The 15,290-nt window shown below is 67.2% G+C and carries 18 protein-coding genes; 3 read left to right on the forward strand and 15 right to left on the reverse strand.

The window, feature by feature from the left end; translation table 11 throughout:
- Nucleotides 1-69: 69 nt before the first annotated feature.
- The gene (locus tag OYT95_RS13750) at nucleotides 70-1,017 is read left to right on the forward strand and encodes a ScbA/BarX family gamma-butyrolactone biosynthesis protein (protein WP_268791711.1); all 948 of its coding nucleotides are present in this window, start codon (nucleotides 70-72) and stop codon (nucleotides 1,015-1,017) included.
- On the opposite strand, the gene OYT95_RS13755 is transcribed toward OYT95_RS13750, so the two are convergent.
- Nucleotides 1,014-1,661 carry a ScbR family autoregulator-binding transcription factor gene (locus OYT95_RS13755; protein WP_268791712.1) on the reverse strand — a complete coding sequence of 216 codons (648 nt, stop codon included), beginning with the start codon at nucleotides 1,659-1,661 and terminating at the stop codon, nucleotides 1,014-1,016. The two genes, OYT95_RS13750 and OYT95_RS13755, sit on opposite strands and share 4 nt — an antisense overlap.
- 35 nt (nucleotides 1,662-1,696) lie before the next feature.
- On the opposite strand from OYT95_RS13755, the gene OYT95_RS13760 reads away from it, so the two are divergent.
- Entirely contained in the window at nucleotides 1,697-2,680 is a 984-nt protein-coding gene (locus OYT95_RS13760) for an NAD-dependent epimerase/dehydratase family protein (RefSeq protein ID WP_268791713.1), read from the forward strand.
- Between the two features lie 3 nt (nucleotides 2,681-2,683).
- Here OYT95_RS13760 and OYT95_RS13765 read toward each other — a convergent pair whose 3' ends face one another.
- Nucleotides 2,684-3,637, reverse strand: a complete 954-nt coding sequence (locus OYT95_RS13765; RefSeq protein WP_268791714.1) for an alpha/beta fold hydrolase — start codon at nucleotides 3,635-3,637, stop codon at nucleotides 2,684-2,686.
- A gap of 177 nt (nucleotides 3,638-3,814) precedes the next feature.
- Between OYT95_RS13765 and OYT95_RS13770 the strand changes: the two genes are divergently transcribed.
- Nucleotides 3,815-4,609, forward strand: a complete 795-nt coding sequence (locus tag OYT95_RS13770) for a hypothetical protein (protein WP_037241796.1) — start codon at nucleotides 3,815-3,817, stop codon at nucleotides 4,607-4,609.
- On the opposite strand, the gene OYT95_RS13775 is transcribed toward OYT95_RS13770, so the two are convergent.
- From OYT95_RS13775 to OYT95_RS13830, 13 genes are all read right to left on the reverse strand, one after another.
- Nucleotides 4,606-4,860 (reverse strand): HypC/HybG/HupF family hydrogenase formation chaperone, encoded by a 255-nt coding sequence (locus tag OYT95_RS13775; protein ID WP_005244670.1) that lies wholly within the window; start codon nucleotides 4,858-4,860, stop codon nucleotides 4,606-4,608. The two genes, OYT95_RS13770 and OYT95_RS13775, sit on opposite strands and share 4 nt — an antisense overlap.
- Nucleotides 4,861-4,863: 3 nt before the next feature.
- The gene (locus OYT95_RS13780) at nucleotides 4,864-5,400 is read right to left on the reverse strand and encodes a hydrogenase maturation protease (RefSeq protein WP_037241799.1); all 537 of its coding nucleotides are present in this window, start codon (nucleotides 5,398-5,400) and stop codon (nucleotides 4,864-4,866) included.
- Nucleotides 5,401-5,407: 7 nt separating this feature from the next.
- Nucleotides 5,408-5,527 (reverse strand): DUF6893 family small protein, encoded by a 120-nt coding sequence (locus OYT95_RS44680; protein ID WP_016884051.1) that lies wholly within the window; start codon nucleotides 5,525-5,527, stop codon nucleotides 5,408-5,410.
- A complete protein-coding gene (locus OYT95_RS13785; protein WP_268791715.1) occupies nucleotides 5,524-6,936 on the reverse strand; it encodes a hypothetical protein in 1,413 nt (470 codons plus the stop codon). Before OYT95_RS13785 ends, OYT95_RS44680 begins: the two co-directional genes overlap by 4 nt.
- Nucleotides 6,933-7,580 carry a DUF6084 family protein gene (locus OYT95_RS13790; RefSeq protein ID WP_268791717.1) on the reverse strand — a complete coding sequence of 216 codons (648 nt, stop codon included), beginning with the start codon at nucleotides 7,578-7,580 and terminating at the stop codon, nucleotides 6,933-6,935. Before OYT95_RS13790 ends, OYT95_RS13785 begins: the two co-directional genes overlap by 4 nt.
- The gene (locus OYT95_RS13795) at nucleotides 7,577-8,221 is read right to left on the reverse strand and encodes a DUF5947 family protein (RefSeq protein WP_037241805.1); all 645 of its coding nucleotides are present in this window, start codon (nucleotides 8,219-8,221) and stop codon (nucleotides 7,577-7,579) included. The genes OYT95_RS13790 and OYT95_RS13795 overlap by 4 nt, the downstream gene beginning before the upstream one ends.
- Nucleotides 8,221-9,177, reverse strand: a complete 957-nt coding sequence (locus OYT95_RS13800) for a NifU family protein (protein WP_268791718.1) — start codon at nucleotides 9,175-9,177, stop codon at nucleotides 8,221-8,223. The genes OYT95_RS13795 and OYT95_RS13800 overlap by 1 nt, the downstream gene beginning before the upstream one ends.
- Before the next feature lie 10 nt (nucleotides 9,178-9,187).
- Nucleotides 9,188-10,981, reverse strand: a complete 1,794-nt coding sequence (locus OYT95_RS13805; protein ID WP_037241807.1) for a nickel-dependent hydrogenase large subunit — start codon at nucleotides 10,979-10,981, stop codon at nucleotides 9,188-9,190.
- A 57-nt stretch (nucleotides 10,982-11,038) separates the two neighbouring features.
- A complete protein-coding gene (locus OYT95_RS13810; RefSeq protein WP_268791719.1) occupies nucleotides 11,039-12,094 on the reverse strand; it encodes a hydrogenase expression protein HypE in 1,056 nt (351 codons plus the stop codon).
- Between the two features lie 160 nt (nucleotides 12,095-12,254).
- The gene (hypB, locus tag OYT95_RS13815; RefSeq protein ID WP_268791720.1) at nucleotides 12,255-13,064 is read right to left on the reverse strand and encodes a hydrogenase nickel incorporation protein HypB; all 810 of its coding nucleotides are present in this window, start codon (nucleotides 13,062-13,064) and stop codon (nucleotides 12,255-12,257) included.
- Nucleotides 13,065-13,069: 5 nt separating this feature from the next.
- Nucleotides 13,070-13,399, reverse strand: coding sequence for a hydrogenase maturation nickel metallochaperone HypA (gene hypA, locus OYT95_RS13820; protein WP_005244680.1), 330 nt, complete (start codon nucleotides 13,397-13,399; stop codon nucleotides 13,070-13,072).
- Between the two features lie 90 nt (nucleotides 13,400-13,489).
- The gene (locus tag OYT95_RS13825; RefSeq protein ID WP_268791721.1) at nucleotides 13,490-14,638 is read right to left on the reverse strand and encodes an acetyl-CoA C-acetyltransferase; all 1,149 of its coding nucleotides are present in this window, start codon (nucleotides 14,636-14,638) and stop codon (nucleotides 13,490-13,492) included.
- Between the two features lie 13 nt (nucleotides 14,639-14,651).
- Nucleotides 14,652-15,266: a TetR/AcrR family transcriptional regulator gene (locus OYT95_RS13830; RefSeq protein ID WP_037241811.1), complete on the reverse strand. Its 615-nt coding sequence runs from the start codon at nucleotides 15,264-15,266 to the stop codon at nucleotides 14,652-14,654.
- Nucleotides 15,267-15,290: the final 24 nt, after the last annotated feature.

A 15,290-nucleotide genomic window follows, 5' to 3' on the forward strand; every position in this document is an offset into this window, starting at 1 on the left:
GCGCGGTCTGTGTTCTATAGTTCGGCGGTCCGCGGCATCGGGCCGACCGGTTCGTGGGGAGATGGGGTTGTGGTTCGAGTTTCCCGTCCGATGCCCGATGCGCTTCCCCCGATGTCGTTCGAGCGGACGGTGCCCCGCAGGTACGTGCATCGCCAGTCCGTGGCCGAGGTCTTCCTCACCGACTGCGTCTCGCTAGCGGGGCCGGATCAGTTCGTGGTCGCCGCGCAGTGGCCCCGCCTGCACGGCTTCTACCGCGCCCGGGGTGGGCGCTACGACACAATGCTGCTGGCGGAAACGCTCCGGCAGACTGCGATCTACCTGGGACACACCCGCTACTCGGTTCCGCTGCCGAACCGGTTCGTCATGCAGCACCTCCAGGTGCAGGCGGTGCCCGGCACGCTCGCGGTGGGCGCGGCGGCCGCCGACGTGGTCGTCGAGGTCACCGTGTCCGAGCACGTGTACCGCGGCGGTGCGCTGTCCGCGTTCCGCGTGGACCTGCGGTTCCGGCTCGGCGGACAGGACGTGGGCACCGCGACGGGTCACGCCGCCGTGTTTCCGTCGGCCGCGTACTCGCGGGCCCGGTGGGGTGAGCGCGGACCGCGGACGGTCGGGGCGCCGTGGTGCCCCGACCCCGTTCCGGCGGGGCTGGTCGGTCACGTCGACGACGCGCACGTGGTCCTGGGTCCCCGGTGTTCCGAGAACGAGTGGGAGTTGCGGATCGACGACGCGCACCCCGTGCTGTTCGACCATCCCTGTGATCACATTCCCGGGATGCTGCTGCTCGAGGCATTGCGGCAGGCAGCCTACGCGCGGCTCGGCGTGTCCGAGGCGCACCTCGTGTCCCTGGGCGCCACGTTCCACCGTTTCGCCGAACTCGACGAGCGGGCCACGATCCGGCTGGATGTGGTCGACGACGGCGCGTTGTCGATCCGCGGATCGCTCGTGCAGGGCGGCGTGGCGGTCGTGCGAGGAACCGCGGCGCTGGCCTCTACCGCGGTGAGCGCATGCGCGCGCTAATCGGCGTCGTCGGGTGTCCAGCGGGCCCGGCGGATCCGGGCGATGTCCTGATGCCGGGTGGCGGGCATGATCCCCGGGAGCAGGAACCCCCACATGTCGTCGACGCGTTGCTCGAGGTCGGTGCGCTGCGTCAACACCTGGGACACGGTCTGGACGCCGGTGAAGGCGCCGATGACGAACCGCGCCAGCCTCGGCGGATCGATGCCCGGGAGGAGATCTCCCTGCTCGACGGCCCGAGTGGCGAGCATCTCGCAACTGTTGATCCAGTCGAGATAGGGATCGGCGGGGCCCTGGTCGTCGGCACTGAGTTCGAGGGTGATCCGGATACCGGCTCGCACGATCGGGTCGTTCACGATCTGCCGGGCCATCTCGTGACAGAGCATCACGATCTGCTCGATCGCCGAAACCTGCTCACGGCCGATCGCCTCGACCGACGCGATGGAGATCCGGTGTTGCTCACCGATGATGAACCGCGCGAGATCTTCTTTCGAGCGGAAATGGAAGTACAAGGCCCCCTTCGTGATTCCGGCGTTCTCGACGATGTTGCCGAGCCTGGCTCCTTCGAACCCCGACTTCTCGAACATCTCCGCCGCCCCGCGGACGATCTGCTGTCGGGTCGCCGCAGCACGCGCCTGCTGAACCACGTTCACACCTTTCCCTGCCGCACGAGAGAAGAACGATGACGATGAAAGCACGGACCACGCGCCCATTGCCCGGAGAGACGGTACCAGCGTCGACCGCGACCGACGACGGTCGAACACCCTCCACGCCGGTCCGTGTCGCGGTGGTGGGAGCCACCGGCTTCGTCGGATCGGCCACCGTGACGGCACTGGCGTCGGCCGGAATCCACTGCACCGCGGTGGCGCGCACACCGTCACACACCGAGATTCCGGGCGTCGTGTCGGCCTGGGCGGATCTGACCGATCCGGCGAGCCTCGAAACGGCGCTCATCGGCGCCGATGTCGTGATCCATGCCGCCTCCTACACCGGGAACGACCCGGCGCACTGCGGCGCCGTCAACGTCGAGGGCACCGAGAATCTGCTTGCCGCCGCGGCCCGAAACGGCATCGACCAGGTGATCTACGTCAGCACCATCGGTGTGTACGGGTCCGGGCCGCACAGCGGAATCGGCGAGTTCGAGGCCACGCCCGCACCCGTCTCGGCACTGAGCGCGAGCAGGCTGACTGCCGAACACCGCGTCCTCGAACGGGGTGGTTGCGTCGTCAGGCCCGGATTCGTCCATGGCCACGGCGACCGCTGGTTCGTTCCCGGATTCATCCGGATCCTCGAGACGTTGGGGGCCTGGGTCGACGAGGGACGGTCCCGGATCTCGATCATCGCGGTGAACGATCTCGCACGGCTCCTCGCCGGCCTCGCCGCGCAGTCCCCCGCGCGCCCCGGCGACGTGTTCCATGCCTGCCATCCCGACCCGGTGTCCGTCCGCGAACTCGGTCAGGCACTCGCGGACTCGGGCCGTCTCCGACTGCCGGCCACGAGTCTCACCTTCGACGAAGCAGTCACCGCCGGTGCCCGGCACGGTCTGACCGAACGACACCTCGACCTGATCGGCCGCGACCACTGGTACGACCCTGCCCGCCTGTGGACTCCCGTCGGCGTCGGCGTCGGCGTCGGCGCCCTGCACCATTTCCCGTCCCGACGGTAGCCACTACCGCCCGGCCCGGGAGATCACCAGTCCGGTCGAGCTCACCACGAGATCGGGTTGCGAGAACTGAATGTAGTGGTCACTACCGGTCGCGAAGGTGTGCGGCGTCGCCGGTTCCAACGCGACGAGGTCGTCCTGCGCCTTCTCGTACACCCGGTTCACGTCCTCGGCGGGGAGACCGGGCAGCGACTGGAGTCCCGCGAACGATTCGGTCTTGGTCAGCACCGCCAGCGGCATCGGGGGCAGCGGGGGCGCGGACAGAACCTGCGCGACACTGGCGTCCAGGTCGACGCGCTCGGACTCGGGGCTGCGCATGGACGGTATGGGCAACTGGTCGATCGGTGGATTCAACAGTTCGTCGCGATAGCTGGGCCACTGGGGCCCGAACAACGCGGGCACGGTGGGGCTGAATGCGTCGACGAACACGACCCCGCGCACCTGATCGGGATGGGTTTGCGCGTAGAGGCGCACGATCAACCCGCCCAGCGAATGCCCGACCAGGATGTACGGCCCGGCCACCTCCCCAGCGCTCAGAACCGCCGACAGTTCCGCGACGATGTCCTCGGCCGTGCGCGGCTGCGGGACCGGAGAACTGCGGTCGGTCAGCGGAGTTCCCTCGACATATCGCACGGTGCCGGGCCGGTCGTACGCGCACACCCGATGCGAGGCGGAGACGCCTTCGAACACCGGCGGCCCCGCCGCCGGACCGATCACGCTCAGCACGTCGGATTGCGTCCACACATCCGAGGAATCGTGATACCCCGAGACCAGGACCACGGTCGGGTCGCCGTCACGGCTCTCGCCGCTGCACGTCAGATACACACTGCGGCCCCCTCCGATATCCACCGGGCCTGCAACGTCTCGCGCGGCCGCGTCATCGGAGTCGGACGCGCAGGACGAGACGGCCACCATCAGCGCGACGAGCACCCCCACCCAAAGCCGACGCGATGTCCGCACAACCGATCACCTCATCCCGAGCCGGGACTCATCACGCTCCTCCAGCGCCCAGCCGAGGTCAAGGCTCGTCACGGCCGTCACGGCGGGCACACGGAAGGGCCGGTCTTCGTCCGCAGCCCGCCGGTGAGGTGTATACCCAGATTGGAGATGATGTCCCCCACCTGACGGAGTGTCGAGATGGCCCTTCTCGCCGAGATCGTCGTGGATACCGAAGGCGACAGCCGGGTAGTGGTGCTGGTTCCGGTGATGTGGCTGTTCATCGCGGTCCTGGTCACGTTCGTCGTCACCCGGATCATCACCCGCCGAATCCGCGCGAAAACGGGAGCGGCGGAACCGGACGACGCGGTGGAGCCGGAAGGCGGTCTGATCGGCGACATCACCATCGGCGGCGTTCACGTTCACCACCAGGTCCTCGGGATCCTCCTCATGACTCTCGCCGGGGTGGCACTCATCGCCACCACCCCGGAGGGCACGGCGCTCAACGTCTTCGCGGCGGCGTTCGGAGTGGGCCTCGCGCTCACCTTCGACGAGTTCGCGCTGTGGGTGCACCTCGACGACGTGTACTGGAGCACTGCCGGCAGGAAGTCGGTGGACGCGATCTTCTGCGCGTTGATGATCACCGGTCTGATGATCGGAGGCGCCGAACTCGTGACCGGTCGGATCGGCACCACCGAATGGTGGGTGTCGATCGGTTACCTGTTCGTCACGCTCGGTATCTCGGTGATCTGCCTGCTGAAGGGGAAGTTCGTCACGGGGATCGTCGGGGTCGTGTTCCAGCCGGTCGCGATCGTCGGCGCGATCCGCCTGGCCAAACCCGATTCCTGGTGGGCGGTGCGCCGCTACCGGACCCGACCGCGGCGGATGGCCCGGTCCCAGGCACGTTTCGACGAGCGCTACCACGCCCGCTGGAACCGGGCGCGCGACTTCGTTGCCGGACCACCGGACCCGCATCATGCCGGCACGCAGGGCTAGTCTTCGTCCGCCGTCCGCGACCGCCCCATCATCTCCAGTCCCGCCATCGCCTTTTCGGCGCCCGCCTCGTCCACCTTCTCCATGGCGAATCCCATGTGGATGACGATCCAGTCGCCCGGTTCCAGGCTGACGTCCTCGGGCAGCATGCCGATGTTCACCTTGCGCTGTTCGCCGACGACGTCGACGAGCGCGAGTTGGTTGCCGTAGCCCTCCAGCATCCGCACGACCTGACCGGGAATACCAAGACACACGGTTCAGCCCTCCGTCCCGTCCGGTTGCAGCGTTGCCGCGGAGTCGGACTCCAGCTGTTGATCGGAGTCGGACTCCAGCAGTTGGTCCACGACCTCGAACACCATGTCCACGGCCGGTCCGACGGCGGCCTCGACCCGCGGCGACAGCCCGATCCCCTCGCCGGTGTTCTCCACCTGGCAGCCGAGGACCACGGTCCGCGGCAGGGTTCCGCCGAGCGCGCGCAAGCTCGCGAACACCGCCCCCGGATCCATGCTGTGCGCGTCCAGCGGCGCCGCCGGGACGGAGTCGGAGCCCACCTCGAACGCCCTCAGCGCGCCGGGCTCACCGCGGTCGGGCACCGCGTCCACCAGCAGGAGAGCGCCCCACCCGTCGAGCAGCTCGTATGCCAGATGCGTTCCACGAATGCCGAAATCGACGGCGCGAACTCCCGGCGGCAGCGACCTGGCCGCGACCCCGCGCAGTACCTCGGGCCCGAAACCGTCGTCGCCGAAGAAGATGTTGCCCACACCGGCAACCAGAACTCGCCTGCCCACCGTCACGTGCGTCTCACATTTTCCGGATACGCAGATATCGCCTGATATCGGGAATCGCGATGACGGCGACCGCGACGCCCGCGACCGCAACCAACGCCAGAGCCGCGGTGGTCATCTCTCCGAGAATCTTCATGGCTGTCCATCCTTTCCGGTGTCTGCCGAGACCGGCTCCACCTCGTCCGGGGCGAAGTACAGATACCGTCCGTACCACTCGTGCAACTCCGACGCGGGGTCGTCCACCAGCACGACCCCGACGTGGGTGCCACCGTCGACGTCGGCGTGCACGGTCACCACGCGAGCCAGCTGTCCCGCGAAGAACAGGTCCTGGGCGTCGGCGCGCCGCGACGGGTGGATCCGCACGACGGTGCCCTTCGCCACCCGGATGCCGTTCACGATCACGCCGTCGACGTCCGGGCGTACGGCGGTGTCGGCGTCCGGATCCCACCACGGCATGTCGTCGGTCAGTTCCGGGACGAGCCCCATGTCGGGGAGGCCCGGGTCCGGGAGGTGCGGGTCCGGGAGGTGCGGGTCCCGCAGGATGCCGTGCATCTGGGCGAGCGTCGCCGGCGACATCTGCTCGCACCGGTCGATGATCTGGGCGGCGAGCGGGTCGGTGGCGCGGGCCTGCCGCTTCTCCTCCTCGGTGAGGGTCATGACGCGCAGTGTGAGGATTTCGTCGATCTCGGTGGCGTCGAACAGTGCCCCGTCGCTCTGCTCGGCCACCTCCGGGTGGTCGTACAGGATGATCGGCGACACCAGGACGAGGTCCGTCTCCCCCGGCAGCCCGGCCAGCACCGGGTAGCACCGTTCGTGCGCGCACGTGCCCGCGAGTTGCGCCGCCTCCGAGGGAGGTTCGAGGAGTGAGACGAACTCGGTATTCTCGGCCGCCAGGATCAGGTGGGCGCCGATCAGGGACTGCCGGATCGCCGAGTCCTTGTCCCAGCCGGCAACGTCCTGCGCGGTGGTCGTGTTCTCGACGGACACCCGCACGCGGTTCAGCCCGTCGACGCTGTCGCTCCCCACCGTCACGACGGCGTGTGCGGGCCATCGGGTGCGCACCACGCGGCCGGCGAGGGATCCGTCCTCGTCCCGCAGTTCCTCCACCTGGGTGCCGCCGTCGATGTGAACGTCGAGGTTGCGTTCGCCCGGCCACTGCGCGGGGTGCTGGATGCCGAGATCGAATTCGCGCTCCACCGCTTCGTCCCAGCTGAGCCAGCTCGCGCCCGCGACGGTCAGTTCGTCGACGGGAACGAACTCCGCCGAGTCCGCGACCGCGCGTTCGATGCTGCGCACCTGGAGCTGCAGGAATCGGAGGGTGACGTTCACCCCCGCACCGTCGCCGGCCCACATCAGGGTCTGGCAGGACATGCGTGGTTCTTCGCCGATCCCCGACTCGGCCGCACCCGACGGTCCGAGGACGCCGAACTGCCACCGCGACTGGTTCTTCGACGAACTCGCACGATACGGATACAGCAGGTAGCCCTCGTACAGGACCGCGTCGGCCACGGCACGTACTCGCTGCAGGGACGCCGGGGAGATCATGCGATCACCTCCCCGGCTCCCTGCAGCAGGTCCGAAATGGCGACGTCCAGGCCGATCAGCCCCTGCGCCGCCTTGTAGCGCGCCAGCGCTGCGAGGGTGTCGTGGTCGAGGCGCACCCACCCCGTGTTCGGGTAGTGCGCCTGAACAAGTTCGCGCCACACCGACACCGGCAGGTCGTAGGTCGACTCGCGGTCCCACGGGATCCGTTCCACACCGAAACCGGCGACCCCGCGGGTGAAGACCGTTCCGCTGAACAGGAACACGAGCGGCACCGTCGACCCGGCCTCGTCCAGGGCGTGCAGATACTTCGACGCCGTCACCTCGAAGTCGTACGTGCACGGCAGCGGCAACTCCACCACGCTGGACCCGGTGAACCCCTGGGCCACGGTGCTGGTCTGCATCCACTGGAACGGTTTGAGTGTGGACGTCCACCGCTCACGGGGCCCGAACAGGTCGAGGAGGCCCTCCGCCTCGCCGTCCGTGTAGCGGCGCCGCTGGGGGTCGATACGGACCTGGCACCGGACGGCCATCGCGTGCACGACGGCATCGCTGGACTCCGTCACTTCCACTCGCGCAGTGAGATTCGGCGCAACCGCGAACGGTTCCGGGAACACGTCCTCCACGTGGAACGACAGCTCGGTCACGTCGGCTCCTTCGCGACGCGACTGCGCGCACGCACCGTCTCGAAGAACGTGTCGATGACCCGGCGGGCGTCCTGGCCGCCGTCGAACCCCCGCCACACCTGCCGCAGTTCGCCGACCAGTTGGTAGCAGGCGTCGATGGGGACGAGGTAACACTCGGGGTCGCCGCCGCCGCGCTCCGGGACCCGCAGCAGCAACGCCTCCGTGTCGGCGGACAGCCGTCCGAGCGCCGGGTTCGCCGCGAGGACGCTGTCCCAGGCGTCGAGTGGCAGCTCCGACTCGGTGGCACCTGCCGGGCCGGGATAGAACGCGACGGTCTTGCCCAGCAAGGAGTTCCGGAACACGAACGCGAGCCCGACGGGGATCTCCAGTTCGTCCCAGCGTCCCGGTGCGAGTTCGAAGTCGGGGAACGACAGGTAGCGTTCCGGGACGGCCCGGAAGCGCAGTTCGGCGCTTTCGTCGGTGAACAGCAGGTAGCACCCACGGCACACGCACATCAGTTGCCTGTCCTGGACGTTCACGACGTGCTGATGGGCGTCGGCGATGGGCACGGCGCACATGTCGCACCGCTCTCCGACCACCGGTGTGGGCCGCTCGGACGCGATGCGCTGCAGTATGCGCAGTCCGTTCCCCGACGGGCTCATCACGCCACCTCCGCGGCCGGGACCGCGACGGAGACGACGCCGTCACGCACGAGGACCGGAAGCGGCGACAGCGTTTCGGCGTCCGCGTCACCGTCGAGGCGGAGGCCCGCCCGGCGCGGGTCGAAGTGCGCCCGGCACGACGGGCAGCGCAGCACCGCGTCTCCCACCTGCCCACCCGCCTTGCGTTGCAGCGTGGCCCCGGCCAGCGAGTTGGTGCAGGCGGCGCACCGGTCGCGGTAGGCGAACAACTGCTCCCCGATCCGGCACACCAGAATCGATAACCCGGCAACGGAGAATCCCGCCACCTCCCCGGGCGTGAGCTCCTCGAGTTCGGGCACCGACACCCACGTCCCGGTGCCGCTCGACCCGTCCGATCCGTCCGGATGAACATGGGAGAACAGCGATTCCGCGGCGATCAGCCCGGATCCGGCGGCGGGCGTGGCACCCACCACCTCGATGTCCACGGTCTCCGGTGCGGCAGCCAGTACGGCGTCCTTGACTGCCAATTCCAGCGTCACCGCCGACGACGGACAGCTCTTACAGCTGCCGGTCAACCGAAGCCGCACCACACCGTCCACCACACCGAGCAATTCGACGTCACCGCCATGGGAGCCCAGGTAGGGGCGCACACTGTCGAGCGCGGTCGCGACCCTCGTCTCGACGTCGTGCGGATGGAGTCCGTTCACCAGCAGCAGGCTGGCCACGAGTTCGTCGTCGGCGAGCCGCTCGACGAGGTCGTCGTCGCGGTCACCGATGATCTCGAGGACGCGCTGCAACCCGGCGCCGTAGAGTTCGACCACCTCACGGACCAGTTGCTCGGCGCGATCACGTGCCACCGAGCCCCCTGTCGAACTCGCGTCCAACAGGCTGTCGATCCTCTCGCCGGCTGTCCGCCACCGATCGGGGTCGTCTCCTACTTCGTCACTCCCCCACGTCTCCGATCCGCCACTCTCCATGCGTACCTCGTCACTCGCCGGTCACGGACTGGGTGGGCGAATGCAGCTTCTCCAGCGTCTTACCCTCACCGAGATACATGTGCACACCGCAGGGCAGGCAGGGGTCGAAACTGCGGACGGTCCGCATGATGTCGATACCCTTGAAGTGCTCCCGGTCGTTCTCCTCGAAGATCGGCTGACCCTGCACTGCGTCCTCGTACGGGCCCGGTGTCCCGAAGCTGTCGCGAGGGTTGGCGTTCCACGGGGTCGGCGGATACGGGTGATAGTTCGCGATCTTGCCGTCGCGAATCACCATGTGGTGCGACAGGACACCGCGTACCGCCTCCGTGAAGCCGCAGCCGATGCCCTCGTCGGGGACCTCGAACTTCTCCCACGTCTTCGTGTGCCCGGCCCGGATCTCGGCGAGCGCCTTCTCCGCGAAGTGCAGCGCACACGCCGCCGCGTACGCCTGGAAGTAGGTCCGCGCCCGGTCACGCTCGATCGTGTTGCTGCCGTACTGCGGGATCTTCCACTCGAACTCGACCGGGCCCTTCAGGGCGGTCTTCGGCAGGTTGATCTTCACGCTGTGACCGGTCGACTGCACGTACCCGATGTCGACGAGGCCCGCGAGGGCGGTACTCCAGAGCCTGGCCAGCGGTCCGCCGCCGGTGTCCAGCGCGAGGTGGTCGGTGCCGTCGAACCATCGCGGCGACATCACCCAGCTGTACTTGTCCTCCATGTCGCGTTTCTGCGGGTGCGGGTTGGTGTGCTGGTTCCACGGATGCCTGCGGTCGACCGGGTTCCCGAGCGGATCGTTCTTCACGAACATCTCCTGGTCGGTCCAGTCGTCGTAATACGAACTGCCCAGCAGGATTCGGATGCCCAGATTGATGTCGACGAGGGACGTCGTGATCAGTTTGCCGTCCACCACGATGCCGGGCGTCACGAACATGGCCCGTCCCCACTTCTCCATGTCCTTGTAGGAGAAGTTGCACACCGCGGGATCCTGGAAGGACCCCCAGCAGCCGAGGAGAGTCCGGCGCAGGCCGACCTTCTCGTAGCCGGGCAAGGCCTCGTAGAAGAAGTCGAACAGGTCGTCGTGCATGGGGACGACCTTCTTCATGAACTCCACGTAGCGCATCAGACGCGTCGTGTAGTCGGTCATCAACTGGATCGTCGCGACCGTGCCGACACCACCCGGATACAGGGTGGACGGATGGACGTGCCGACCTTCCATGAGGCAGAACATCTCTCGCGTCCACCGGCTGACCTGCAACGCCTCCCGATAGAACTCACCGGTGAACGGGTTGAGCGACCGCATGATGTCGGCGATGGTTTTGTAGCCGTGCTCGCCGGCGTGCGGCGCCTCGGTCTTCTCGGCCTGCGCGAGCACCCCCGGATTGGTCTCGGAGACCATCTTCTCGCAGAAGTCCACACCGACGAGGTTCTCCTGAAAGATGTTGTGGTCGAACATGTATTCCGCGGCCTCGCCGAGGTTGACGATCCACTCGCCGATGTGCGGCGGCTGCACGCCGTAGGCCATGTTCTGGGTGTAACACGAACACGTCGCGTGGTTGTCACCACAGATACCGCAGATGCGGCTCGTGATGAAGTGGGCGTCGCGGGGATCTTTGCCCTTCATGAAGATCGAATAGCCACGGAAGATCGACGAGGTGCTGTGGCACTCCACGACTTCCTTCTGCTTGAAGTCGATCTTCGTGTAGATGCCCAGGCTGCCCACGATGCGCGTGATCGGATCCCACGCCATCTCGACCAGGCCGTCGGATTCCGACTTGTGCGAAGGTTCCGGAATGATCGTTGTCATCGACGTACCTCTCAGTGTTCGAGGCCGGCGGACTACCGCCCGAGACCCCGAGCGGGACTACCAGGTGCGTGTGGCGCCCGTGGTCAGTTTCGTACCGCGACTGCGCCAGTGCGGCTCTTTGTCCAAGGTGGTCTTGGTGATCTTGCGGAGGCTCCGAATGGCGGATCCGTACAGTCCGGACGCCGCGGTGGAGATCTTGCCGCCCGGGGGTTCGTCCATGAACGGCATGAACTTGTCCGGGAAGCCCGGCATCGTGCACCCGATGCAGATACCGCCCACATTCGGGCACCCACCGACACCGTTGATCCAGCCCCGCTTCGGGACGTTGCACTTGACGACAGGGCCCCAGCACCCCAGCTTCACGATGCACTTGGGTGAGCCGTACTCGGTGGCGAAGTCACCCTGCTCGTAGTAGCCGGCGCGGTCGCAGCCCTCGTGCACCGTGGCCCCGAACAGCCATTGCGGACGCAAGGCGTCGTCGAGCGGAATCATGGGCGCCTGCTCGGTCGCCATGTAGAGGAGATACGTCAGCGTCTCCGACAGATTGTCCGGTTGGATCGGGCAACCGGGAACGCAGACGATCGGGATGCCCGCCTTCGACTTCCAATCCCAGCCGAGGTAATCGGGAACGCCCATCGCACCGGTCGGATTGCCCGCCATCGCGTGGATACCGCCGTACGTGGCGCACGTCCCCGCCGCGACGATCGCCGTCGCCTTCGGAGCGAGACGATCGAGCCACTCACTCGTCGTCACCGGCTGGCCAGTCTCGGGGTTGTTGCCGAAACCGCACCAGTAACCCTCGTCGTGAAGTTGCTCGTTCGGGATGGAACCCTCCACCACCAGCACGAACGGTTCGAGTTCGCCGCGATCCGCCTTCCAGAACCACTCCAGGAAGTCGTTGGCGCCGCCCTCCGGGCCGTTCTCGAAGTCGATCAGCGGCCAGTGCACGGCCACTTTGGGCAGACCCGGCAGGGCTCCCAGAGCAATCTCCTCGACACTGGGCTGCGTCGCAGCCGTCAAGGCCACCGAATCGCCGTCGCAACTGAGTCCCGCATTGATCCACAGCACGTGAATCAGGGTGTCCTCGGCGTTGATTGCTTCCTGTGTCGGCATATCAGGTCGCTTTCCGGAGTGAACACAACTCCTGTCGCCACCGGAGTCGACCGTCGGCCCACCTGTGTGGCGCTGATATTTATTTAGCTCCGCCGCCGAGCGGATGTCAACGGTCCTCGGCGCGTCGCACCGCGCAGTTCGACCCCGTCGTGTAGTGGCGTCATTGCTTCGCAATCCAGTCGTACCACTGCGCAATGCCCTGACCCGTCGTCGCCGACAGCGTGATCATCCGAAGGTCGGGGTTCACGGACCGCGCATACTTCGTGCAGAGGTCGACGTCGAAGTCCACGTACGGCAACAGGTCCGCCTTGTTCACGATCACCAGGTTCGCCGCCGCGAACATGTGCGGATACTTGAGCGGCTTGTCCGTCCCCTCGGTCACCGAGATCACCACCACCCTGCTCTTCTCACCGAGATCGAACAGGGCCGGACAGACGAGATTCCCCACGTTCTCGATGAACAGCAGCGAATTCGGCTCGGGGTCGAGGGCGGTCAGCGCGTCCCGCATCATCTCGGCGTCGAGATGACACCCGGCTCCCGTATTCACCTGCACCACAGCACATCCCGTCGCCTTGATGCGGTTGGCGTCGAGCATCGTCTCCTGGTCGCCCTCCACCACCGAGACCCGTCGCTGCCCACCGATGTCGGCGATCGTGCGTTCGAGAAGCGTCGTCTTCCCCGACCCCGGCGAGCTCATCACGTTCAGGGCGAGCACCCCGCGGCCGGCCAGCCAGCCCCGGTTGCGCTCCGCCGTGAGGTCGTTCTTCGCCAGCACCTTCTGCTCGAGGGTGACCGTCTCGGTCGCGTGCTCGTGGGGGTGTTCGTGAGTGTGGGGGTGGTCGTGCTCGTGCGGATGCGTGTGGTCGTGCGGATGCTCGTGGTCGTGTGGGTGCTCGTGGTCGTGCGGGTGCTCGTGGGGCACGGTGATCCTCGTTCCGGTCTCGTCTCCGCATCCACAGGTGGCACACATTTGCGTCAGCTCACTTCCATCGAGAGGATTCGTAGTTCCCGACCCGACGTGACCTCCACGTCCGCACTTCCGCACGGGCACAGCAACACCAGGTCCGTGAGCGCGAAATCCTCGCCGCACTCACGGCAGTGCGCACCGCCCGGGGTGTGGTCGATGTCGAGACGGGCACCGTGCGCGACGGTCCCTTCGGTGACCAGTTCGAAACAGAACTGCATCGAATCGGCGACCACGGCCGTCAACGCCCCCACCTGCACACGCACACTGTGGACCGTCCGTCCCGCGGCGGTCTCGCAGACGGCGTCGACGACACTCTGGGTGATTGCCAACTCGTGCATCACGGCCCCGTTCAGGACTCGTCACCTGTGATTCGAGCGTAGCGCTTCGCGCCCGTGAGTATTTATTAACCGCGGGCGGTTAGTAAATACTCACAGGCGTTCGATGATGGTGACATTGGCTGTGCCGCCGCCCTCGCAGATGGTTTGGAGGCCGTAGCGTCCGCCGGTGCGCTCGAGTTCGTTGAGGAGTGTGGCCATCAGCTTCGTGCCGGTCGCACCGAGTGGGTGGCCGAGGGCGATCGCGCCGCCGTTGACATTGACCTTCGCGGGGTCGGCGCCGATCTCCTTGATCCATGCGAGGACGACCGGCGCGAAAGCCTCGTTGATCTCGACCAGGTCGATGTCGTCGATGCTCGAGCCCGTCTTCTCCAGCGCGCGGCGCGTGGCGGGGATCGGGGCGCTGAGCATGAAGATCGGGTCGGCGCCGCGGGCGCTGAGATGGTGGATGCGGGCCCGGGGCGTCAGGCCGTACCGCTCGACCGCTTCCGGTGAGGCCAGCAACACCGCGCTCGCACCGTCGGAGATCTGGCTCGCGACCGCGGCCGTCAGACGACCCCCTTCGGTGAGGGTCTTCAGCGCGGCCATCTTCTCGAGGCTGGTCTCGCGGGGACCCTCGTCCGTCGTCACGTCACCGAACGGGACGATCTCGCGGTCGAAGCGACCTTCGGCGATGGCCGTCCGCGCCCGCTCGTGGCTCTGCAGCGCCCAGCGCTCGAGTTCCTCGCGGCTGATGTCCCACTTGTCCGCGATCAGTTCGGCGCCGTTGAACTGCGACACCTCCTGGTCGCCGTAGCGTTCCGTCCAGCCCGTCGACCCGCCGAACGGGGTGTCGAACCCGTACTGCTGACCGACGACCATCGCCGAGGCGATCGGGATCTGGCTCATGTTCTGCACACCGCCGGCGACGATCAGGTCGGCGGTGCCGCTAAGGATCGCCTGCGCACCGAAGTGCACGGCCTGCTGGCTCGACCCGCACTGCCGGTCCACCGTGACCCCCGGGACCTCTTCCGGGTAGCCGGCAGCCAGCCACGCGGTGCGGGCGATGTTTCCCGCCTGTCCGCCGATCGCGTCGACGCAACCGAAGATGACGTCGTCGACATCGGCCGGGTCGATGCCCGTGCGCTCGACGACGGCCTTGATGACGTGCGCACCCAGGTCGGCGGGATGCACGCCGGACAGGCCACCGTTCTTCTTGCCGATCGGTGTGCGAACGGCGTCGACGATGTAGGCCTCGGTCATGTGAAACTCCTAGTCAGTTATGGGGACTCGCAAGTCCGTCCAGGACGATCGAAAGGTATTGCTTGGCGACGGTGTCGACCGTCACCGAGCCACCGGGCCGGTACCAGCGGACGGCGACCCAGGCGGTGTCGCGGAGGAATCGGAAGGCGAGCTCGACGTCGATGTCGGACCGGAAGCTGCCGTCCGTCACTCCCGCCTCGAGCACACCCATCCACAGCTCGCGGAATTCGGTGTTCAGTTCGGACAGGTACCCGAAGCGCTCGTTCGCGACGAGGTGCTTCACCTCGTCCTGATAGATCGCGACCGCGGAGTGCGACGCGTCGATCGCCTCGTACGACGTGGTGACCAGCGCTTCGAGGGTCGCGCGGCTGTCGAGTCCGGACGCGACGATCTCGCGGTACTTGCCGAACAGGTCGTCGAGGAAGCCCCGTAGGATCTCGTCGACCATCGACTCCTTCGAGTCGAAGTGGTGGTACAGGCTGCCCGACAGGATGCCCGCGGCGTCGGCGATGTCGCGCACGGTGGTGGCCCGCAGGCCGCGTTCGGCGAACAGGGTGGCCGCGATGTCGAGGAGTTCGGTGCGGCGTCCGGACTTGCCGGACGTGTCGTCGGCGGGGGGTGGCGTCATCGTCACATCCTATCAACCAAGCGC

Origin of the sequence: Rhodococcus sp. JS3073, from assembly GCF_026810085.1 — a bacterium.
Lineage (GTDB): Bacteria > Actinomycetota > Actinomycetes > Mycobacteriales > Mycobacteriaceae > Rhodococcus_F > Rhodococcus_F wratislaviensis.